This window comes from Rhodococcus sp. IEGM 1306 (assembly GCF_036541985.1).
Lineage (GTDB): Bacteria > Actinomycetota > Actinomycetes > Mycobacteriales > Mycobacteriaceae > Rhodococcus_F > Rhodococcus_F qingshengii.
This window is the reverse complement of the sequence record NZ_JAZHFF010000002.1, coordinates 414037-435635: the sequence shown is the minus strand read 5'-3', so window position 1 is coordinate 435635 and position 21599 is coordinate 414037. Positions and strand designations below refer to the sequence as shown.

Annotated in this window: 21 protein-coding genes; 9 read left to right on the top strand and 12 right to left on the bottom strand. The window is 62.9% G+C overall.

The window, feature by feature from the left end; genetic code table 11:
• Nucleotides 1–2: 2 nt before the first annotated feature.
• Together alaS and V3587_RS08810 are read right to left on the bottom strand one after the other, a co-directional pair.
• On the bottom strand, nucleotides 3–2675 hold the full coding sequence (gene alaS / locus V3587_RS08815; protein ID WP_283376395.1) for an alanine--tRNA ligase: 2673 nt from the start codon (nucleotides 2673–2675) through the stop codon (nucleotides 3–5).
• 77 nt (nucleotides 2676–2752) lie between these two features.
• The gene (locus tag V3587_RS08810) at nucleotides 2753–4192 is read right to left on the bottom strand and encodes a replication-associated recombination protein A (protein WP_378376475.1); all 1440 of its coding nucleotides are present in this window, start codon (nucleotides 4190–4192) and stop codon (nucleotides 2753–2755) included.
• A gap of 97 nt (nucleotides 4193–4289) precedes the next feature.
• On the opposite strand from V3587_RS08810, the gene V3587_RS08805 reads away from it, so the two are divergent.
• Nucleotides 4290–4670: a nuclear transport factor 2 family protein gene (locus V3587_RS08805; RefSeq protein ID WP_095970221.1), complete on the top strand. Its 381-nt coding sequence runs from the start codon at nucleotides 4290–4292 to the stop codon at nucleotides 4668–4670.
• 71 nt (nucleotides 4671–4741) lie between these two features.
• Here V3587_RS08805 and V3587_RS08800 read toward each other — a convergent pair whose 3' ends face one another.
• The 3 genes from V3587_RS08800 to aspS form a co-directional block, all read right to left on the bottom strand.
• Complete coding sequence (locus tag V3587_RS08800; RefSeq protein WP_235172199.1) at nucleotides 4742–5923, bottom strand: kinase; 1182 nt, start codon at nucleotides 5921–5923, stop codon at nucleotides 4742–4744.
• A 191-nt stretch (nucleotides 5924–6114) separates the two neighbouring features.
• Nucleotides 6115–7080: a DUF389 domain-containing protein gene (locus tag V3587_RS08795; protein WP_235172198.1), complete on the bottom strand. Its 966-nt coding sequence runs from the start codon at nucleotides 7078–7080 to the stop codon at nucleotides 6115–6117.
• 18 nt (nucleotides 7081–7098) lie between these two features.
• Complete coding sequence (gene aspS / locus V3587_RS08790; RefSeq protein ID WP_214886543.1) at nucleotides 7099–8907, bottom strand: aspartate--tRNA ligase; 1809 nt, start codon at nucleotides 8905–8907, stop codon at nucleotides 7099–7101.
• Nucleotides 8908–9070: 163 nt separating this feature from the next.
• Here aspS and ypfJ point away from each other — a divergent pair, with 163 nt between their 5' ends.
• From ypfJ to V3587_RS08775, 3 genes are all read left to right on the top strand, one after another.
• Entirely contained in the window at nucleotides 9071–9994 is a 924-nt protein-coding gene (gene ypfJ, locus V3587_RS08785) for a KPN_02809 family neutral zinc metallopeptidase (RefSeq protein ID WP_095970224.1), read from the top strand.
• Between the two features lie 74 nt (nucleotides 9995–10068).
• The gene (locus tag V3587_RS08780; RefSeq protein ID WP_124568650.1) at nucleotides 10069–10680 is read left to right on the top strand and encodes an ArsR/SmtB family transcription factor; all 612 of its coding nucleotides are present in this window, start codon (nucleotides 10069–10071) and stop codon (nucleotides 10678–10680) included.
• A gap of 2 nt (nucleotides 10681–10682) precedes the next feature.
• Nucleotides 10683–11399 (top strand): ATPase, encoded by a 717-nt coding sequence (locus V3587_RS08775; RefSeq protein ID WP_095970226.1) that lies wholly within the window; start codon nucleotides 10683–10685, stop codon nucleotides 11397–11399.
• Between the two features lie 4 nt (nucleotides 11400–11403).
• Here V3587_RS08775 and V3587_RS08770 read toward each other — a convergent pair whose 3' ends face one another.
• The 4 genes from V3587_RS08770 to V3587_RS08755 form a co-directional block, all read right to left on the bottom strand.
• Nucleotides 11404–12804 carry a DUF2252 domain-containing protein gene (locus tag V3587_RS08770; protein WP_124568651.1) on the bottom strand — a complete coding sequence of 467 codons (1401 nt, stop codon included), beginning with the start codon at nucleotides 12802–12804 and terminating at the stop codon, nucleotides 11404–11406.
• Between the two features lie 49 nt (nucleotides 12805–12853).
• On the bottom strand, nucleotides 12854–13273 hold the full coding sequence (locus tag V3587_RS08765) for a DUF1622 domain-containing protein (RefSeq protein WP_095970274.1): 420 nt from the start codon (nucleotides 13271–13273) through the stop codon (nucleotides 12854–12856).
• Nucleotides 13274–13324: 51 nt separating this feature from the next.
• Nucleotides 13325–14356 carry an ABC transporter substrate-binding protein gene (locus V3587_RS08760; RefSeq protein WP_283376394.1) on the bottom strand — a complete coding sequence of 344 codons (1032 nt, stop codon included), beginning with the start codon at nucleotides 14354–14356 and terminating at the stop codon, nucleotides 13325–13327.
• Nucleotides 14357–14457: 101 nt separating this feature from the next.
• Nucleotides 14458–14811, bottom strand: a complete 354-nt coding sequence (locus V3587_RS08755) for a zinc ribbon domain-containing protein YjdM (RefSeq protein ID WP_283376393.1) — start codon at nucleotides 14809–14811, stop codon at nucleotides 14458–14460.
• Between the two features lie 104 nt (nucleotides 14812–14915).
• Here V3587_RS08755 and V3587_RS08750 point away from each other — a divergent pair, with 104 nt between their 5' ends.
• The 4 genes from V3587_RS08750 (at nucleotide 14916) to V3587_RS08735 (ending at nucleotide 18705) form a co-directional block, all read left to right on the top strand.
• Nucleotides 14916–15548 (top strand): TetR/AcrR family transcriptional regulator, encoded by a 633-nt coding sequence (locus tag V3587_RS08750; RefSeq protein WP_283376392.1) that lies wholly within the window; start codon nucleotides 14916–14918, stop codon nucleotides 15546–15548.
• Nucleotides 15549–15580: 32 nt separating this feature from the next.
• Nucleotides 15581–17152: an MDR family MFS transporter gene (locus V3587_RS08745; protein WP_283376391.1), complete on the top strand. Its 1572-nt coding sequence runs from the start codon at nucleotides 15581–15583 to the stop codon at nucleotides 17150–17152.
• Nucleotides 17153–17167: 15 nt separating this feature from the next.
• Entirely contained in the window at nucleotides 17168–17767 is a 600-nt protein-coding gene (locus tag V3587_RS08740; RefSeq protein ID WP_411742223.1) for a CHAP domain-containing protein, read from the top strand.
• A gap of 209 nt (nucleotides 17768–17976) precedes the next feature.
• Nucleotides 17977–18705, top strand: coding sequence for an HD domain-containing protein (locus V3587_RS08735; protein WP_283376389.1), 729 nt, complete (start codon nucleotides 17977–17979; stop codon nucleotides 18703–18705).
• Here the strand turns inward: V3587_RS08735 and V3587_RS08730 are convergent, their stop codons facing one another.
• Entirely contained in the window at nucleotides 18706–19077 is a 372-nt protein-coding gene (locus V3587_RS08730) for a cupin domain-containing protein (protein ID WP_283376388.1), read from the bottom strand.
• An 89-nt stretch (nucleotides 19078–19166) separates the two neighbouring features.
• Between V3587_RS08730 and V3587_RS08725 the strand changes: the two genes are divergently transcribed.
• A complete protein-coding gene (locus V3587_RS08725; RefSeq protein WP_283376387.1) occupies nucleotides 19167–20009 on the top strand; it encodes a helix-turn-helix domain-containing protein in 843 nt (280 codons plus the stop codon).
• 70 nt (nucleotides 20010–20079) lie between these two features.
• On the opposite strand, the gene V3587_RS08720 is transcribed toward V3587_RS08725, so the two are convergent.
• Together V3587_RS08720 and V3587_RS08715 are read right to left on the bottom strand one after the other, a co-directional pair.
• Complete coding sequence (locus V3587_RS08720) at nucleotides 20080–20535, bottom strand: hypothetical protein (protein WP_283376386.1); 456 nt, start codon at nucleotides 20533–20535, stop codon at nucleotides 20080–20082.
• On the bottom strand, nucleotides 20532–21587 hold the full coding sequence (locus V3587_RS08715; RefSeq protein ID WP_253252851.1) for a LacI family DNA-binding transcriptional regulator: 1056 nt from the start codon (nucleotides 21585–21587) through the stop codon (nucleotides 20532–20534). The genes V3587_RS08720 and V3587_RS08715 overlap by 4 nt, the downstream gene beginning before the upstream one ends.
• Nucleotides 21588–21599 lie beyond the last annotated feature (12 nt).

Genomic DNA, 21599 nt, shown 5'->3' with positions numbered 1-21599 from the left:
CGTCAGCTGCCGCCCGCCAGCTCTCCGACTCTGTCCCGGATCGCATCGAGCGCCGCCGGGATTCCTGCGGAGTCCGAACCCGAACCCTGGGCCATGTCGGGCTTTCCGCCGCCGCGGCCACCGATCTTGGGACCGAAGGACGCAACCAGCTCACCGGCCTTCACTCCGAGACTCTGGGCTGCCTTGCTGGATGCGACCACGAACGGGACCTTGCCGTCGACGTCACCGAGGAGAGCTACGACGGCAGGTTCGGAGCCGAGACGACCCTTGATGTCCGTGACGAGGCTGCGCAGATCGTTGCCGCCGACGCCCGCGGGAGCAGGCTCGGCGATGACGAGGACGCTGCCGATGCGCTTGGCCTTGGCGACGTACTCGCCCGCCGATGCCAGCACAGCCTTGGCCTTGGTCTGTTCGAGTTCCTTCTCGGCCACCTTCAGACGCTCGACGAGAGCCTCGACTCGGGCAGGCACCTCTTCCGAAGGAACCTTCAGCGAGGAGGACAGTCCGGCCAGGAGCGCACGCTCCTTGGCGAGGTAGCGGTAAGAGTCCAAACCGACGTACGCCTCGACGCGTCGGATTCCGGAGCCCACCGACTGCTCGCCGAGCAGCGTGACCTGACCGATCTGAGCGGAGCTTCCGACGTGAGTGCCGCCGCACAGTTCCATCGAGAACGGACCGCCGATTTCGACGACGCGAACCTCGTCGCCGTAGTTCTCACCGAAGAGTGCCATCGCACCCATCGCCTTGGCCTTGTCGAGATCGGTGACAAAGGTGTTGACCGCGTAGTTCGACGCCACGGCTTCGTTGGTGAGTGCCTCGATGTCCTGCTTCTGGGAATCGGACAGCGCGCCCTGCCAGGAGAAGTCGAAGCGGAGGTATCCCGGCTTGTTGAGAGAGCCCGCCTGCACCGCGTTGGGGCCGAGCACCTGACGCAGCGCCGCGTGCACCATGTGGGTACCGGAGTGCCCCTGGGTTGCGCCCTTGCGCCACTCGGCATCGACGTGCGCGAGGACGACGTCACCCTCGGTGATCTCGCCCTTCTTGACCGTCACCTTGTGCGTCCAGACCTTCTTGGCGATCTTCTGCACGTCGTTGACCTTGGCTTCGAGGCCCGGAGCGGTGAGCGAACCGATGTCGGCGATCTGTCCACCGGACTCTGCGTAGAGCGGGCTTCGGTCGAGGATGACCTCGACGTCCTGGCCTGCCTTCGCCACCGGCACACGGACGCCGTCGACGATCAGCGCGAGGACGTGAGCCTCGGAGACGAGCTCGTCGAAACCGGTGAACTCGGTGGCGCCTCGATCGAGCAGTTCCTTGTAGACCGTCAGGTCCGCATGCGCGTGCTTACGCGCTTGAGCATCGTCCTTGGCGCGCTTGCGCTGCTCGGCCATCAGCGTGCGGAAGCCATCTTCGTCGACTGTGAGACCGGCCTCGGACGCCATTTCGAGCGTGAGGTCGATCGGGAAGCCGTAGGTGTCGTGCAGTGCAAATGCCTGATCGCCGGCGATGACCGACTTTCCGGACGACTTGACCGTCTCGGCAGCATTCTCGAACAGGGCCGATCCCGATGCCAGCGTCTTGAGGAACGCGGTCTCCTCACCGACGGCAACGTTCTCGATGCGCGTGAAGTCGGTTTCCAGAACCGGGTACGACGGCGCCATCGTGTCGCGGACGACGATCATGAACTCGCGCATGGTGGGCTGCTCGCTGCCGAGCAGTTTGGCCGAGCGCACGATGCGACGCAGCAACCGGCGCAGGACGTATCCGCGGCCGTAGTTACCGGGGTTCACACCGTCGGCGATCAACATCGCTGCAGTGCGTGCGTGGTCGGCGATGACGCGGAAACGAACGTCAGACGTGTGATCGGTCCCGTACACACTGCCGGTCAGTTCGGCGGCCTTGTCGATGACGGGGCGGAGAAGGTCTGTCTCGTAGACGTTTTCGACGCCCTGCAGGAGGAACGCGACGCGCTCGACGCCCATGCCGGTGTCGATGTTCTTCTTCGGCAGCGGTCCGAGGATCGGGTAGTCGCCCTTGTTGGTGCCCTCGCCGCGCTCGTTCTGCATGAACACGAGGTTCCAGATCTCGATGTAGCGATCCTCGTCGGCTTCGGGGCCACCCTCGACGCCGTATTCGGCGCCGCGGTCGTAGAAGATCTCAGAGCAGGGTCCACACGGTCCGGGGATACCCATGGACCAGTAGTTGTCCTTCATCCCGCGGCGCTGGATGCGCTCTTCGGGCACTCCGACCTCGTCGCGCCAGATCGAAAATGCTTCGTCGTCGTCGAGATAGACGGTTGCCCACAGGCGCGTGGGATCGATGCCGTATCCGCCGTCCTCGACCGAACCTGTCAGCAACTGCCAGGCGTGGGAGATGGCTTCCTTCTTGAAGTAGTCACCGAAGGAGAAGTTGCCCGCCATCTGGAAGAAGGTGTTGTGGCGGGTGGTGATGCCGACCTCTTCGATGTCCAGGGTGCGGACACACTTCTGCACGGACGTCGCCCGTGAGTAGGACGGCGTCTGCTGCCCGAGGAAGAACGGCACGAACGGAACCATGCCCGCGTTGACGAACAGAAGGTTCGGGTCGTCGAGAATCAGCGAGGCGCTGGGCACCTCGGTGTGGCCGGCCTTGACGAAGTGGTCGAGGAATCGCCTGCGGATCTCGTGGGTTTGCACTAACCGGTCCTTACCTTCAAGAGCGTCGAGCTATGGGTGTCCAGACTAACGCGTCGACCGGTGGAACCTGGCAGGCGTCAGCCACGAACTATTCGGCGGAGTTTGCTCACCCGATCGGCGATCTCTCGCTCGTTGCCGTGCGCGGTGGGCTGGTAATAGTCGACACCCACCAGATCGTCTGGTGGATACTGTTGCCGCAGAACACCATCACGTGTGTCGTGCGGGTACTTGTATCCGACTGCGTTGCCCAATTGCTCGGCACCCTTGTAGTGCCCGTCACGCAGATGCGGCGGTACCAGTCCGGATTTTCCGGCGGCCACGTCGGCCATGGCTGCACCGAGAGCGGCGATGACCGCACCCGATTTGGGAGCCGTCGCCAGATGAATGGTGGCCTGTGCCAGCGCCAGACGAGCCTCCGGCATACCGATGAGCTGCACTGCTTGCGCTGCGGCGGTGGCAGTCTGCAGTGCCGTCGGATCGGCCATGCCGATGTCTTCGCTGGCATGAACCACCAGCCGCCTCGCGATGAAACGAGGGTCTTCGCCCGCTGTCAGCATCCGTGCGAGGTAGTGCAGGGCGGCGTCGACGTCTGATCCACGAATGCTCTTGATGAAGGCGCTGATGACGTCGTAGTGCTGATCTCCGGCACGGTCGTACCGAACCGCGGCCTTGTCGACACTGGCCTCGACGGTCGCGAGGTCGAGCACCACCGGGCCCGACGCGTCACCTGCCGTGTCCAGTGCGGCTCCGGCGGCGGCCTCGAGTGCCGTCAGGGCTCGGCGTGCGTCGCCGGCCGCCAGACGAACGAGGTGTTCCATCGCGTCGTCGTCGATCGTGATCGCGCCCCCGAACCCGCGCTCGTCGGCGACGGCGCGTTCGAGCAGTTCCTGGACATCCGCAGCGGTGAGCGATTGCAGTTGTAAGACCAACGAGCGCGACAACAGCGCGGAGACGACGGAGAACGACGGATTCTCGGTGGTCGCGCCGACCAAGAGCACGATCCGGTTCTCGACCGCGGCGAGCAAGGCGTCCTGCTGGGTTTTGGAGAAACGATGAACCTCGTCGATGAACAAGACGGTCTGTTCGCCGTTCAGCAGACGACGGCGCGCAAGTTCGATGACACCGCGAACCTCCTTGACGCCGGCGGACAGAGCAGACAGAGCCTCGAACCGGCGGCCGGTTGCGCCCGAGATCAACGAGGCGAGAGTGGTCTTGCCGGTGCCGGGAGGTCCGTACAGAAGGACCGATGCTGCACCGGATCCCTCGACCATTCTGCGCAGCGGAGCGCCAGGGCCGAGCAGGTGCTGTTGACCGACAACTTCACCGAGAGTGAGCGGACGCATGCGGACAGCCAGTGGAGCCCCGGGCGGCACCGAGGACAAGGCGCGCTCGGCTACCGACACGACATCTGGTTCGTCGACGATCGCGGATTCCTCCGGAGTTGCCTCGAACAGGCCGTCTTCCGCCACCACGCCGTCTTTCGCCCCCACACTGTCTTCCGCTTGCCAATCGCTCACGAATCGACGCTACTAGAGACCACCGACGCCGGACACAACCCGCAGTTCCAGCCAGCCCGAACGTCCTCGGCGGAGGCGCTGTAATAGCGTTGTCGCCATGAGCACCTCCGAGATCGCCACCGTCCTCGCGTGGCACGATGCACTCAACTCCCAAGACATCGACACACTGCTGCAGTTGTCGAGTGACGACATCGAGGTAGGCGGCCCCAAGGGCGCGAGCCAGGGACTCGCAGCCTTGCGCGAGTGGGCCACCAACGCCGGCATCACCCTCGTCCCCGGCAAGATGTACGTCCACCACGGCGTGGTCGTCGTCGAACAGACTGCAACGTGGGCGGCCGAACCGGACAAGTCCGCGACTCTGGCCTCGGCTTTCCGAGTCGTGGCCGACCAGGTCACGTCGACGTTCCGGCATCCTGATCTCGAGACGGCGCTCGCGGCGACGGACCTGTCCGAGAACGATCTGGTCTCCGACAACTGAGGTGACTCGAACGAGAAAGGGCGTCCGTGCTGCGTGCACGGGCGCCCTTCTGCGTGTGTTCGGTCAGAGACTCAACTGAACTCGGTGCGCAGCGCCGCCACGACGTCGCGGGCGTGTGCCTCGACGGCGTCGTTGCCGGCGAGCTGCGCCGAACGCGCGAGCCTGGCCCAACGGCCGACCAAGGCGTCGGCGCGCGGGATCGAGAGATAATGCTCGCGGACGGCGGCGATACGCGAATGATCCTCGGGCAGATACAGATAGGTGCTGAGCCACACCCAGATGAGTTGGGCCTCGACGATCCTGCGCCCCAACTCGGCTTCGTCGGCCAGGGCGGGCCACATCCCCACGACCTCGGCGCGCCAGGCGTCGACCATCGCCGACGCCCGCTCTTCGGTCAGGTCGATGTTGCACAGGCAACCGGGGAACGACACCAGTGCGTAGGTGATGTCGAGGAGCGCGTCGCGGTAGCCACCCCACTCGTAGTCGAGGAACTGCACGCCGTCGTCGTTGACGATGATGTTGTCCGGGCACAGATCGGACGGGCTGAAGGCACGGAATCGACCGCCACTGAACAGTGTCTGCGCGTGCTGAACCTGCTCGAGAATGTCCGGACTCACATCGATGCCGAGACTTTCCACCAACATCGCGGGAACACCGGCCACTGCGCGGCCCACCTGATCCGCCACTTCGTCCGAGCAATGTGCAACTTCGGCACGACGCAGAAGCGCGGTGAAGTCGTCCTCACGGCCGACGGTCGCGGCGTGCATGCGGCCCATTGCCTGCGCCATGGCCATCAACGTGTGTGTGACGGTGTCCGGGTCGGAGTCTTCGAGCCGGACGCTGATTGCGGTGGCGTCGCCGAGATCACTCAGGATCAGGAGGCGAGCATCGAGGTCGGAGGCCAACAGTTCGGCACCGGGGCGTGCGTCCTTGGCAAGCGCGTTGGCGAACTGATACGACACCGCTTCACGAAGGAAAGCGGTCTCGACGTCGAAGTCGCCTTCGGACGCGGCCGGGAGCGCAATCGCTGTTTTGGTAGCTCCCTGGAAGTTGTCGCGGACCTGCTTGATCACCAGCGTCCGAGGCAGGGAGAACGGGTTCTCGGCGACACGTACGCGCAGCACGACGGTGCGGCCACTCCCCCCGAGATCGACTGGATCCACCAGGGTTACGGGTGCCCCTGTGCGGCGTGTCAGCAACTGCTCAGCAGCTGCGACGACTTCGGAAACGGGGTCTGCCAGTAATGCGGTCATCACCGACCAACTTACCCGTTAGTGACTCCGATCATGCCCGGCTCATCCGCTCACAGCGGAGAATTCAGGTAATCACAGCGACAGAAGTTGCCGTCTACCTGCGGTGATGACAAAAGTCCCTAATCGCCACACCGCTTTACAATTCTCGCGAGAATATTGCTGTCGACGAGCAGAACTCCGGACCGGCGAATTCACGGAGTCTTGTCCTCGTCGACAAAGCGGGAAATACCCTTCAACGCTGCTTCGAACTCCTCGTCGGCTCGCGTTCTGACCCAGAGAACAAGCACGCAGGCAACGACGATCCCGAGCAGGTTGACAGCCAGTTGCAGAGACGACAACCCGGCGATCCGCCACTCCCCGTTTGCTGCTGCCACCACTGCGAAACCGGCGGCAGGAACGGTAGTGACCGAGATGAACACCCCGACCAAAGCAGCGGACTTCGACGAGACGAGTGCCAGCATCCCAGCCGCACCGGCAAGAAGCGCGACGACAAACGAAATGGGCCCGACCTTGTAGACGAAATCGACCTCGTGGAGTGATTCGAGACTGACGACGTCCATCCACCCGAAGAACTTCACCACGAACGTGGCGGCAAGGGTCACTCCCATCGCGATGGGGAATCCGACGGCAAGGGCGAGAATCGAGCGTCGGCGCAACCGTCGATCCCGCCGTACGAGTGCGACTGCCAAAGCAGCCAGCGGACCGAACTCCGGGCCGACGACCATGGCGCCCACGATCGTGATCTGAGAGTCGGTGACGACGCCGATCGCGGCCAGCAGACACGCGATCGTCAGGAATGCGACGAACAATCCGTTGAGAGTCGACTCTTCGCGCGTGCGGGACAGTAATTCCTCCCACACGACGGAGTCCGCGGGATCACCCGGCACGTCGCGTTCGGCTTTGCGGGCCGCCGCCGACAAGACAGTCTCGACCGGTACGAGCGTCATTCCGCCGTCCTCGGCGACGCCGAGTTCGTTCAGGGCGTCGACGACGTCGTTTGCGGCCTCACGGGCGACGTCGGCCTCCACCATGTCTCCGGCAGGATGAACCGCGACATCGCGCATCACGACGATGTGTGTCGCGCCCCGCTGCGACGCGAGCGCACCGAGAACTTGCTCGGTGCGCTCGGTCGGGCAGATCACCCGCAAATGCAGCATGGCGATCCGGTGTCGGCTCTACTTGGCTTCGCCGGTGTCGCCTTCGGACTTCTTGTCCTCTGACTTCTTCTCGGGCTTCGCGTCGATACCCGATTCCTTGCGCTGCTGAGCCGAGATCGGTGCCGGAGCATCCGTCAGCGGGTCGACGCCGCCGCCGGACTTCGGGAACGCGATGACCTCACGGATGGAATCCATACCGGCGAGGAGCGCGGTGATGCGGTCCCAGCCGAATGCGATTCCGCCGTGCGGCGGCGCACCGAAGGCGAAGGCGTCGAGGAGGAAGCCGAACTGCTCCTGCGCCTCTTCCTCGGAGATGCCCATCACCTTGAACACTCGTTCTTGAATGTCCTTGCGGTGGATACGAATACTGCCGCCGCCGATCTCGTTGCCGTTGCAGACGATGTCGTAGGCGTAGGCGAGAGCGGAATCCGGATCGGTGTCGAATGTGTCGAAGAACTCCGGCTTCGGCGACGTGAAGGCGTGGTGCACCGCCGTCCATGCGGAGTGGCCGAGCGCGACGTCACCGGATGCAGTGGCGTCGGCGGTCGGCTCGAACATCGGAGCGTCGACGATCCACACGAAGGCCCACGCGTCGGGATCGATGAGATCCTTCTTGCGGGCGATCTCACCACGGGCCGCGCCGAGGAGAGCACGCGTCGACTTGGTCGCGCCCGCTCCGAAGAAGATGCAGTCACCCGGCTGAGCCCCGACGTGTGCAGCAAGGCCCTCACGCTCGGCGTCGGTCAGGTTCTTGGCAACCGGACCACCGAGAGTGCCGTCTTCACCGACCAACACGTACGCCAGGCCCTTGGAGCCGCGCTGCTTCGCCCACTCCTGCCAGGCATCGAGCTGCTTGCGCGGCTGGCTTGCACCACCGGGCATCACGACGGCGCCGACGTACTCGGCCTGGAACACACGGAAGGTCGTGTCCTTGAAGAACTCCGCGCACTCGACGAGTTCGATACCGAAACGCAGGTCCGGCTTGTCGCTGCCGTAACGACGCATTGCCTCGTTGTAGGTCATGCGGTCGATCGGCGTCTTGATCTCGTGGCCGACGAGCTTCCAGAGCGCCGTCAGAATTTCCTCGGCGAGCAGGATGATGTCGTCCTGGTTGACGAAGGCCATCTCGATGTCGAGCTGGGTGAACTCCGGCTGGCGATCGGCGCGGAAATCCTCGTCGCGGTAGCAACGCGCGATCTGGTAGTAGCGCTCGATGCCGCCGACCATGAGGAGCTGCTTGAACAGCTGCGGGCTCTGCGGCAGTGCGTAGAAGCTACCGGGCTGCAGGCGTGACGGCACGAGGAAATCGCGGGCACCCTCGGGCGTCGAGCGCGTGAGCGTCGGAGTCTCGACCTCGACGAACTCGTGGTGCGCGAGAACGCCGCGCGCAGCAGCACTCACCTTGGAGCGCAAGCGAATTGCGGAGCCGGGGCCTTCACGACGCAGGTCCAGGTATCGGTACTTGAGGCGCGCTTCTTCGCCGACCTGATCGTCGAGCTGGAACGGCAGCGGTGCGCTCTCGTTGAGAACCTCGAGTTCTGTGGCGTTGACCTCGATTGCTCCCGTGGGGATCTCGAAGTTCTGGTTGCCCTCGGGGCGAACCTCGACCGTTCCGGTCACGCGGACGCAGTATTCCGCGCGCAGACGGTGGGCCTGCTCGGCCACGTCACCTGCCCGGAAAACTACCTGCGCAACTCCGGATGCATCACGGAGATCGATGAAGATCACTCCGCCGTGATCACGACGCCTGGCTACCCAACCGGTGAGCGTTACGGTCTGCTCTGCCTGCTCGGGTCGCAATGAACCGGCGAGATGTGTGCGCAGCACGGGATTCCTTTCGAACTACTTCCAATAACCGACGACCGACTACTTTGCCTGCGATCCTACGGAGCGAACTGCGCAGAGCGGAAACGCGGACCCGCATCGCATGCGAAGCTATCTCCAGAAGTGACGGCAAGCACTTGTTCATGACAGCAGAAAGCGGACATAGATGACCTTCAACGAGGGGGCCCGCGGCGAAGCGGGACGCGTTCAGGTTCAAGGCGGCGGCGGGGGCGGCGGCCGCGGCGGCAAAATCGCGATCGGCGGTGGCGCGGGTGGCATCATCGTTCTGATCCTGGCGCTGTTGTTCGGCGGTGACCCCGGCTCACTCCTGGGCACGTCTACCGAGACTTCGAGTTCGTCGACCGGACTGTCGTCGGTCGACGAGTGCACCGGCGCTCAGGCAAACGCCGATGTGAACTGCCGCGTCACACTGACCGTCGGAAGCCTCGACGACGTCTGGGAACAGCAGTTGGTCAAGCAAACCGGCACGGCGTACGTGCGCCCCGAAGTTGTCTTGTTCAGCGGTTCGGTCAACACCGGGTGTGGCCAGGCGTCGAGTGATGTCGGCCCGTTCTACTGCCCGGCCGATCAGACGGCGTACTTCGACACGAGTTTCTTCCAATTGCTCGTCGACCGTTTCGGTTCCAGTGCCGGACCGCTCGCACAGGAATACGTGGTCGCTCACGAGTTCGGACATCACATCCAGAATCAGCTCGGCGACATCGGCCGCGCGCAGGCCGACCCGCAGGGTGAGGAGTCCGGCGCGGTTCGCACCGAACTCCAGGCCGATTGCTATGCCGGCGTCTGGGCTCATTTTGCCGACACGATTCCCGACGAGGCAACCGGTCAGCCATTTTTGAAGCCACTGTCGAAGAACGATATTCGCGACGCTCTGTCAGCAGCATCGTCGGTGGGCGACGACCGTATCCAGAAGTCGACTACGGGTCGAGTCAACCCCGAAGGATGGACACATGGTTCCTCCGCGCAACGCCAGGCGTGGTTCGCCACCGGGTACCAAACGGGCCAGGTCTCCTCGTGCGACACCTACTCGGCGAGGGATTTGAACAATCCGCCCGATCTGAAGCGGTAGAGAAACCACGAAACCATCCCGCCGACAACTTTTTCTTTCTTGACAGATCAAGTTGTCGGTGGGATGGTTTTCTCATGTTGGAAGTCGCAGTCATCGACCGCCCCGCAGCTGCCGAGGTCTCTCTCGATCCGATCCGGCAACGGATTCTGGCTGAACTGGCAGTTCCGGGATCAGCATCCTCGCTGGCACCCCGGATCGGACTGACACGCCAGAAGGTGAATTACCACCTGCGCACTCTGGAAGAACATGGACTCGTAGAGCTGGTCGAGGAACGCAAGCGGGGCAACATGACCGAGCGCATCATGCAAGCGAGCGCCGCGTCGTACGTCATCTCGCCCGCCGCGATGTCCGCACTCGCCCCGGATCCGAGTCGGTTTCCGGATCAGCTCTCGGCACGTTGGCTCGTCACTCTCGCGGCACGGATCGTTCGAGAGGTCGGTGAGCTGATCGCCGGAGCAACTGCGGCCGGAAAACCATTGGCCTCCTTTGCCATCGACAGTGACATCACCTTCGCCACTGCTTCCGACCGAGCCGCATTCGCCGGCGAACTCGGCGAGTCGATCAACTCACTCGTGGCCAAGTACCACGACGGCAATTCCGAAGGTGGACGCAAACACCGCCTGGTTGTCGCCCTGCATCCCAGCCTCACCACACCGCACGTCACCACACCCGAAACGGAGCAGTAGCAATGTCCGAGAAATTCGAAATCCGCCGCGAGGTGGTCGTCCCCGGAACTCCCGAACAGATCTGGGCCGCGATCTCGGCAGAGACGGCCGGCTGGATGTTCCCGTCCCCTCTCGAGATCCCCGCCGACGGCAGTCGCCCGGACAGCCCGATCATCGCGGACTGGGAACCGCCCCGCGAACTAGCCATCCACATGCAGGGCCCCGACGGCTGGTTCAACAACCTCGAGTACGTCGTCGAGGCCCGCGACGAGAGCACCGCTGTCGTCCGTTACGTCCACGCCGGAGTATTTGCCGAGGACTGGGACAACCAGTACGACGGCGCGAGTAAGCACACAGACTTCTACCTGCACAGTCTCGGCCAGTACGTTCAGTACTTCGCCGGCAGACCCGTCACCTACGTCTCAGCCGAAGGGCCGGAAGCCTCTTCCGCACCGGAGGCCATGGGAGCACTTCGCGGCGCCCTCGGAATCGCCTCGGGCGCCACCGCCGGAGACACGGTGACGGTGGATGTCCCCGGAATCGGAACCGTCGAAGCAATCATCGACTACATCGACGACTGGTTCGTCGGCCTGCGCACCGAGAACGCATTGCTGCGGTTCTACGGCCGAAATGCCTTCGGCGGCAACGTCGATGCAGCCCATCACCTCTTCGCCGCGGATGCGGACGGAGACGCAGCGACAGCGGCATGGCAGGCCTGGCTTTCCGGCGTGTTCGCCTGAGCCGTCACACTCCCCGCTCTGCTGACACGCGACCGTCGTCGATCGCGGTCAGCAGAGCGGAGTGATCGCGTGCGTTGCGCTTGGCGTAGGCAGCCGCGAACTCTCCGATCGCGAAATCGAATTCGGTTCCCTCACCAAGGTATTCGGCGATCGCAATCCGGTCGGAGGAGCGAGCGTGCGCATAGGCGAGGACCCTCGCACACAAGCGCCCGTAGAGTTCCAGACCCTCCGGAACCATCTCCTCGATGACTGCCGATCCCTTACCGTCACGCAGTTGACGAATGTAGAAATCGTGCTCACCCTCGTCCAGTCCCGGCCCGCGTTCCCAGCCGAGGAAGATGTCGCTCGTAGCCTGCATCAAACGCTGCCCGTTGACGACGCGCTCACCTTCGTTCTTGAAGGTCGGACCGTCGACGTAGCCGGACAGCACCGAAGGCTGCGCCTCCTTGACCTGCAAAATCAGCGGGTCGCCATCGTCGACGCCCTTCATCAGGATCATCCACGCGCGGGTTCCGACGCTTCCGACGCCCACCACCTTCCGGGCGATGTGCGTCATCTCGAAGGCGTCGAGGAGAACGCGCCGATCCCATTGCAGAGTGTTGCGGTACGACCGGACACGCTGACGCAACAAGTCCTCGATCTGCGTGAGATCGGTGCCCGCGAACAACTCGTCTGCCGGAACGATCAAAGGCGGATCACTGATGAATCGCCGACGGCCGTCGACGATTTCGGTGAACTTGCCGGCGGCCTGCACACTGTCGCGGCGGCGAGCCTTGTCGAGCGTCGCTTGCGTGCGCGCGACCATTCGCTTCTTCAGGTCGATTTGGAGATCCTCGAGCCCGTCCTCGGGTGCGATGTGCGAGTACCAGACCGCAAGATTACCCAACCCTGCCTGGGTGATCATGGTTTCCCGGTACTCGGCCGCGCATCCGCGAACGATCTTCTTTCGCTCCTTGCCCGAAAACCCGTTGTCCTTCGCGGCGATCACCAAACTCGCGGCCAGCCGCTTGACGTCCCACTCGAACGGGCCCGGGTATGTCTCGTCGAAATCGTTGATGTCGAACGCCAACTTCCGCTCCGGCGTCGCATAGATGCCGAAATTGCTCAGATGTGCGTCACCGCAAAGTTGACTGCCGAGGCCCGAATCCGCGCTGCGAGACAAGTCGTCCGCCATCACCAATGCGGCACCACGGAAGAACGAGAACCGTGACGCCGACATCCGCCCGTAGCGAATGGGTACCAGGTCCTGCACCCGGGATTTCGCCTGTACTTCCAGCAGCGAAATCGGGTCGCGATCGCTGTCCGCGAGATCCGCGAGCGCTGCCAGCGGGGTGTCTCTACGCGCTTGGCGGCCGCGCGCCCGCCGCTCGTCGACAGAGAGATGTTCGGTGCGCACTGCTGTCATCTGCCCGACCTTTGTCATCTGCCCGACCTTTCACTCGCAACGGCTATCGCTACGAACTCGACGCGTCGGGCATCGCTCGGCCTCCTGATCCGCGCGCCGCGCGTACCAGGAGTTCCGGACTGGACACCAACGCCTTGCGCCACGGAAGTACCCCGTCGATCTCGATCTGAATCGACAGGCTCAGCACAGTTCGAATCAGCACGATCATGCCCAGAACTGCGGCGTCGGTCAGTGACGGAGAAGACGTCACAGTCTTCACCAGATCAGCGGCGACGAGGATCTCGAGTCCGAGAAGGATGACCGCGCCCATGGTCTCGCGCAGCGTGCGAAACGCCGAACTACCGTCGCGTGTTCGACTCCACGCCCGCCCCGCGATCACGAATGCGAACACGAACCCGAGAACCATGGCGACAACACCGAGCACTTCGAACCATTCGGTGACAAGCTCGAAGAACCTGATTTTGTCCATGGTCATGATTCTCGAGGTAATGCACCGATAAGTCGAGGTGACACGACGGAGTCAGCTGAAGATCCGCTCGATGTCGTCGAGCCGCAGCTCGGTGGCCCGAGGGGAATAGCCCGAGCCCCACAGGCTGTCGTCGACGTAATGGACGTTTCCCGAGCGGACAGCGGGAAGGCGCTCCCAGAGCGGGTTCGTCGCCAACTGTGCGCGGACGTCCTGCTGATCCTGGAAGGCGCCCACGATGATCACGTCGCTGGTGACCTGATCGAGTTGCTCCGCGGTCAGTGTGCGCGTGAACTCCTCCGACGTGGCTCGATCGCCGGGGAACTCGAGGGCGTCGAGAAGTGCGTCGACCTGGTTGTAGACGACACCGTTCTCACCGGTACGCAGCAGCGTCACCGACGGTAGCGAGCCGAGGGCCGCGAGTCGATCCTTGATTGCGAGGAGGCGCTCTTCCGTTCTCGCGTTCAATTCGGCTGCCGCTTCTTCGCGTCGGACCGCGACGCCCATCGAGGTGACCAGTTTCTTCATCTCGTCCCACGTGAGGAATCCGTTGAAGCCGGCGAACACCGGCACTCCGGTCGCTGAGAGTTCGTCGTAAGATTTTGCGGCATAGGCATTTCCGGCCGTCAGAAGCATGACGATCAGGTCGGGCGATGCGCCGATGATAGCTTCTTTGTTCCACGTTCCCGCCGTGCCGAGGTTCGGGATGTTCGCAGCCTCCGGCATCGTGCGCAACACCGCGTCACCGCTCACACCCTCGAGACCGAAGAAGCCGCCGACGATCTTCTCCGGCGGCACACCGAGGTCGAGCACCGTCGCCATGGCGCTGACATGGGCGATGACCATTCGCTGCGGATCCGAAGGAATCTCGACACTGCCCGTCTCGTCCTGCACCGTGACGAGACTGCCTGACTCCACGCCGTTTTCGTCACTGCTGCACGCTGCCAGCAAGGTCGCGGCCGCGACACCGAGCCCGGCGCCGAGGAATCCCCTGCGCGTCAGCGCATCGACGATGAGGCTCCACTGCTCGTCTGTATCGAGTGCGGTGCTATCGGGAGCAGGGTCAAGGCAGATCGAGTGCGACACAGTTCGGTCCATTCGTTCGAGAGGTCGAGAATCTCCTCGATTGTGGCTGTCGAACCGTCGAAACTGAACAGGATCTCGAGCCGACTTCTATTGCTATCCGGTCAGACCTTCTTGACGACGCTCGACTTCAATTGCATCGGCCCGATGCCGTCGACCTTGCAGTCGATGTCGTGGTCCCCAACGCCCTGAACAAGGCGGATGTTGCGCACTTTCGTGCCCGACTTGATACCGGTCGGACTGCCCTTCACCTTGAGCGTCTTGACGACCGTCACAGTGTCTCCGTCCGCAAGGACGTTTCCTACCGAATCTTTCACCACTCCCAGAGCATCCCCTGTGCCCTCGACTGGCGCCCACTCGTGTGCACAGGACGGACACACCATCAAGGCACCCATTTCGTAGGTGTATTCGCCGGCGCATTCAGGACAAGGAGGCAAGGTGTCTTCCACGTGGATCATCCTATCCAGCGGGTGTCGGATCCCCATTTTTGCACTTCATAGGTCATTCTTGGGACAGCAATTGCATTCGATGAAACTTTGCACTCTGTGCAATTATGGATGAAATGGGAACCGAAACACTCGGATTGCGCGAACGAAAGCGAATCGCTACGAGGCAGCTGATCGAGCACACCGCGGTCGAACTCGTCCTCGACCTCGGATACGTCGAAGTGACCGTCGAGAAGATCTGCGAAGCCTGCAATCTGTCGACCCGCACGTTCTTCAACTACTTCCCCACCAAGGACGCAGCCATCGGTGGACTCATGCTCGTCGTACCGAATGAGACGACCATGATCACGCTGATCAACGAGCACCCCGATGACCCTCTCCGAGGGGCTCTGGCGGTCTTCGAAGAGGCGATGCAGATCGTCGACGAGCGGCCCGACCTGCTGGCGTACCGCCGCGAATTGTTCGAACGGCATCCCACACTCTTGCAGCAGCACCTGGCCACGTTTCACGATCTGGAGGACACACTCACCAGGCTCTTGACGCGTGAGTTGCGCGGTCGCCCCGAGTATCGACAGCTTCCGGCAGACACCGCCGCGGAAGACGAGGCCACCGCAACGGTCATCACAGCGGGCGCAGCGATGCGTTACGTCTTCCGAAAGTGGCAGAACAGCGAACGGGCAAGCCCCAGAACCGAACTGCTCGATCCTGCACTACTTCTGATGGCTCGAATTCTCCGCTCCGCGAACTGATTTCACCAGCTGTCACTCAACTAAGGAATTCCATGTCCACTCGAGAAGCTGCGACCGTCGGCCCAGACGACACGCGCACCGACACCGAATCCACGCCAGACAAGCGGTCGATCATCCTCGTTTTTGTCGGGTTGATGATCACCATGCTTCTGGCATCGCTCGATCAGATGATCTTCAGCACCGCCTTGCCCACCATCGTCGGCGAATTGAACGGCGTCAACCACATGGTCTGGGTGACGACGGCGTACATCCTCGCCTCGACCGTCATGATGCCGGTGTACGGGAAACTCGGTGATCTGATCGGCCGCAAGGGCCTATTCATCGGCGCCATCAGCATTTTCATCGTCGGTTCTGTGATCGGCGGTCTGTCCCACGACATGACCACACTCATCGCGGGGCGCGCTGTTCAAGGACTCGGCGGCGGCGGGTTGATCTTGCTGTCCCAGGCGATCATCGCCGACGTCGTTCCGGCCCGGCAACGCGGCCGGTACATGGGCGCGATGGGCGGTGTGTTCGCCTTGGCTTCGGTTGCCGGTCCCCTACTCGGCGGCTGGTTCACCGAAGGCATCGGTTGGCGTTGGGCTTTCTGGATCAACATCCCCCTCGGCCTTCTCGCCATCGCGAGTGCGATGGCATTCCTTCACTTGCGGAAACCGAATCTCGGCAAGCCTCGCATCGACTACCTCGGAATGATCCTGGTCGCGACGGCAGCGACGTGCCTGATCCTGTTCACCACCTGGGGCGGAAACACTTACGCCTGGGGTTCCGGAGTCATCATCGGGTTGATCGTCGGCTGCATCGTGACCGCCGTGGCGTTCGTCTTCGTCGAGAAGCGTGCCGACGAACCAGTGATTCCGATGCACCTGTTCGCTCAGCGAAACTTCGTGTTGACCACCGTCGCGGGTCTGATCATCGGAATCGCGATGTTCGGTGCGCTCGCCTACCTGCCGACCTACATCCAGATGGTGACCGGAAAGAACGCCACCGAAGCAGGACTGATCATGATTCCGATGATGGCGGGCCTACTCGTCGCCTCCATCGGATCCGGTCAGCTGGTCAGCAAAACCGGTCGCTACAAGATCTTCCCCATCGTCGGAACATCCATCGTCGCCGTTGCTCTGGTCCTGCTTTCACGTCTGACGCCGTCGACCTCGCTGCTGGTCTTCGGTTGTTACATCGCCCTCATGGGTATCGGCCTCGGCCTCGTCATGCAGATCTTGATCCTGATCGTGCAGAACACCTTCCCTGCGGCCGAAGTGGGAACGGCCACCGCGTCGAACAACTTCTTCCGTCAGATCGGCGCTTCGTTGGGCAGCGCTATCGTGGGCAGCCTGTTCGCCTCGCGCCTGACCAATCTGCTGTCCGAACGACTACCGGCAAACGGAGGCGCAGCGGGTGGGGACGAGAACTCTTTGACGCCGGGAATTCTCTGGAAGTTGCCGAGCCAGGTTCGCGAGATCATCGTCGGCGCATACAACGATGCGCTTGCGCCGATCTTCCTCTATCTCGTACCGCTGGTCATCGCGGCGGTCGTCTTGTTGCTCTTCGTCAAGGAGAAGCCCCTCGCGACGACGATCGACCGCTCAGCGCCCCCGCTCGAGTAATTTGACTATCGTGGCGTGATGTCGCACGCACCGAATACGTCCAGACGCACTCTCACCGTTCTGGGCGTATTCGGCGTTGTAGTGGTTGTAGCAGCCGCCGGCATTTTCTGGTGGTTCGCCCGCAGCGACGACGCCCTTGCCGGCGAGAACCTGGATTCGTTCCCGGCTGTCGACCACAGCGCACTGACCGCTCAGCAAAGTGCGCTGCTCACCGTCCTCGAACAGGAATGGGAGTCAGGGAGCCCCGGCACCAAGTACGCCGAAGGTGTCGAGGAATCGTGGTGTGCCGATTTCGTGAGCTGGTCGATGAACCAGATCGGCACGCCGTTCTCGAACCCCAACTCAGGCTCGTGGCGCATCCCCGGGGTGTACACGCTGCAGGAGTATTACGAGTCGGTCGACGCGTTTGTCCCCTACGGTCAGGACTACCAACCCAAGGTCGGCGACACGATCCTGTACGGCGACTCGAGCCCATTCGGTCAACACGTCAACGTCGTTCTGGTCAATGACGCCGGCACTCTGACGACCGTCGGCGGCAACGAGAACAACAAAGTCATGCTTCATCGCATAAAGCCCTCGGAAGTTCCGGGAATAGTCGGGTTCGGCGTCATCTGAGCCGAACCCCACCGTCGTTGCTTGTCGAGATAGTGCGAAGTGCAGAGGTGAGGTTGCTGATTTGTCGTTGCCGTTGGATGGCACTTGCTATCAACCAACATTCGGATAATACCGCATTTCCGTCGTCGACAGATATTATGCAAGCGTGAAGAATTGTCCTCGCCAACTAGATTCGTATTCAGCTGTCCCCTACCTCAGACAGGAATTCGATGCGCCCTGGTGAGCTGACCACCCTCGAGCAGATGCAACTCATGGCCCGCGCGGCAGCTGCGCAGGCCATGAGTACCCCGTCGATGCTTCGACTGCGGCTCGGCCGCTACCCCACTCACACGCCCGACCTGCGCAAATGCCAACTCCCCGACACCAGACTGTGCAGGGAAGCGCTCGATCACGCCAGAGGAACCCTCTCCCCCGCGGTCTTGAACCACAGTCTCCGCTGCTGGATCTGGGCCGACACCTTCGCACAGATCGACGCGATCGAGTACGACCCCGAAGATCTCTTCACTGCGTGCGCCCTTCACGATGTCGGACTGGGCGCAGAAGGATCGGCCGAGCATGGGTGTTTCACCTACATCAGTGCCGCAGACGCGGAAGAACTCGCGACCCGAGTGGGAACTTCGGAGAAGTCGGTAGAGCGAATCGGCGCAGCGATCCGTCTGCACATGGATCTGACCGTCGACCGCAGCGCGGGCGGTGACGCCTATCTCCTGCACGCCGCAGCGCATTTCGATGTTGCCGGTCGGCGTGCGGCCGAAATTCCGCGAGCAACTGTTGATGCAGCAATCGCGGAGTACCCCCGAACAGGATTCACCGACGAGTTCGCGCAGTCGATGCGGCGCGAGGTCGAGCTCCGTCCGCGCTCTCGCGCGGCGACGCTCTGGAGATCGGGAATGGCCCTGCCGTTGCGTACCAATCCCCTGGACTGGAAGAGCCGGTAACTACGAAAGGTCCTCGAGCACTGCGGTTCGCGGACCTCCCACGTTCCCGGTATTCACCACGCCGACGGGTTCGATCAACATCACCTCCGCTTCCTCCTCGGCGATCGGGCAATGTTCGACGCCGCGAGGTACCACGAACAGTTCACCGGGCCCCAGTGCAACATCTCCGTTTCGCAGTTGGATTCGAATCTGCCCCTTCGTCACCAGGAACATCTCGTCGGTGTCGGCGTGGGAGTGCCAGACGAATTCACCTTTGATCTTGACGATCTTGATCTCGTAGTCATTGAGCGCCGCAATCTTCTTGGGCGACCAGTGCTCGGTGAACTGACCGAACTTCTCGCGAAGCGATACCGCTGTTGCCGAACTGTTCATGTTGTTCCTCCCTCGGGCGCGCCACCACCGCGATGACGACCCCGCCACTCTTCGTCACCCGCGGCAGCTGCGTCTTGTACGTTTCTGACATGGATCCCCACGGCGCACAGATCACCGCGTGGGCACCGGGCCTCGCGGGAATCACCGAGGTCTTCCATGCCGATTTCGTCGGACACGCCTATCCCAAACACACGCACGATCAGTGGTCTCTGATGCTCGTCGACCGCGGCACGATTGCATACGACCTCGATCATCGCGCTCATGGCGCAGCACCCGAGATCGTGACTCTGCTGCCGCCAGGTATCGCACACGACGGAGTTCCCGTCACCGAGGCCGGATTTCGTCAACGAATCCTTTACCTCGACACGTCAGTTCTCGGCGAGGTCCTCATAGGCCCGGCAGTGGACAGTCCCGAGATTCGAGACCCTCTGCTGCGCCACCGCATCGATCAACTGCACTCTGCACTCGACCCAGACGGCGAATCACTCGAGGCCGAAAGTCGCCTGGGGTTCCTCGCTGAAAGATTGAACGAGATCCTCACACCGGCCACAGGCCGAGCCCGTCACACGCCCACCGTTGACGAACGCGTTGCCGATCAACTGCGAGACCTGCTCGATGCGCGACTCACAACGGGAATCACGATGCACGAAGCGTCGAACATCCTGCAGCGGAACTCCACGTATCTGATCAAGAACTTCGCGAAGCATTTCGGGCTTCCGCCTCACAAGTACGTGACGGGACGCCGAATCGATCTGGCACGACGCGCAATCCTCGCCGGGCGCGAATTGGCGGACGTGGCCGTCGACGTCGGGTTCCACGATCAATCCCACTTGTCGCGGCACTTCGTGAAACACGTCGGGGCGCCGCCCGGCAGGTACGCACGGAACGTGGTCGGCAGAGCGGGCTCGCCACAGCAGCTGGCACCGGTTTAATCGAGCAGAGACTGTTTCCGGTCAGCTGGAGCCTGTGCTCACTGGATGAAAACGGTGCCAGGTCCAGCGATCAAGAAGCCGTCTCGAGGTCGACGAGCAAGAAGTCCTCGCGACGCGGCCCCCATTCACGATCGGTCAGCTGATACGAGCGCAATGCGCGAGGCGCACGGGCCAACTCGTAGAACCGCTCGGACCCGGGCACGAATTGCCTCGTAGCCCAGCCCCAGCTCGGGCCGTGCGGAAACTTCGGGTCGGGCAGCATGTCGGACTCCAACGACATGAGCCGCAGGCGCCGAACCACTCCGGTAGTGGAGGCATTCTCGTCGAAATCGGTCCACGCCTGACGGGCGTTTGTGCCGTCACGAGGAGTTCCGGCACATAGTTGCAAAGCGCCCGCGGCTTCGGCGACCGCCCATCTGCGCGGGCTGTCGACATTCCACGAGAGTCCCCACCGGACGGTCTCCCCCACTTCGGGAGGAACAAACCACCGAAGACGCAGAGCGTCGACCACTACCGGCGTGATCATCGTGTCGAAGTTCGCCGACGCACCGACCATTCGACCGGCTCGACCGCATCGTCCAGCCCGAGAACCACGCGAGCTGCGTTACGTCCCTGATCGAAGAGGGACTGGCGAACTGTGGTCAAGCCGGCGTCCGATGCAGCTGTTGTGTCGTCCCACCCGACGACTGCGACATCATCGGGCAGCGCGAGGCCGAGTTCACGGATCGCGTCCAGGGCCCCCAGAGCAAGTTCGTCGCTCATCGCCAGGATGACATCGGGCCTTCGGCTCACGGGAACGTCGAGCAGGGACCGAGCCATCCGAGCCCCTTCGCTCCGCTCGTTGACGGTGACGACCCCCACCCGCACCGATGACCACTCGAGGCCGGCGTTGCGGACGCCGCGTTCGTAGCCCTCGAGCCGATGGCGGGACACCGGAAACAACGCTTCACCTGGATCCACGTCCATCCGAATCTCGGACCGACGCTCACGATCCCACGGAAGGCTGATCACCACAGGCCGCTGCGCCCCCGACAACCCGACCGCCGCGATCGCAACGGCGCCGGCAACATCGTCCATCCCGACGAGATCCACACCCTCGTGCAGGGGCCCACCCTGGATGCATGCGGGTTTTCCGGTGCCGACGATCGCGTCGAGGATAGGATCGTCGAAGACGGTGGTCCAGACGACAAAGCCGTCTACTGCTGCGTCGCGAACTCTGTCGACGTCTCCAGGTTTCCCCGAGTTCGGCAGCATCATCAATCCGGCGTTCGCATCCAGGCACGCTTCGGCCACTCCCGAGAGAAACCGCCGGGCTACTGCGTCTTCGAAGGCGTAAGTCAGCTTCTCGCTGAAGACGACCGCAATGTTGTTGAATTTCCCGCTACGCAAGGACTGCGCCGCCCGGTTGGGGCCCGCGTACTCGAGTTCTTCAGCAGCCGCGAACACCTTGGCCCGCGTTGATTCCGACACGCGCTCGGGCTGTGCGAAGGAGTACGACACCGACATCACCGACACCCCCGCGGCCTTGGCGACGTCGGCCATCGTCGGTCGACTCGAACGCTGCGCACGTGTGGCCATGAGCATCAGCAT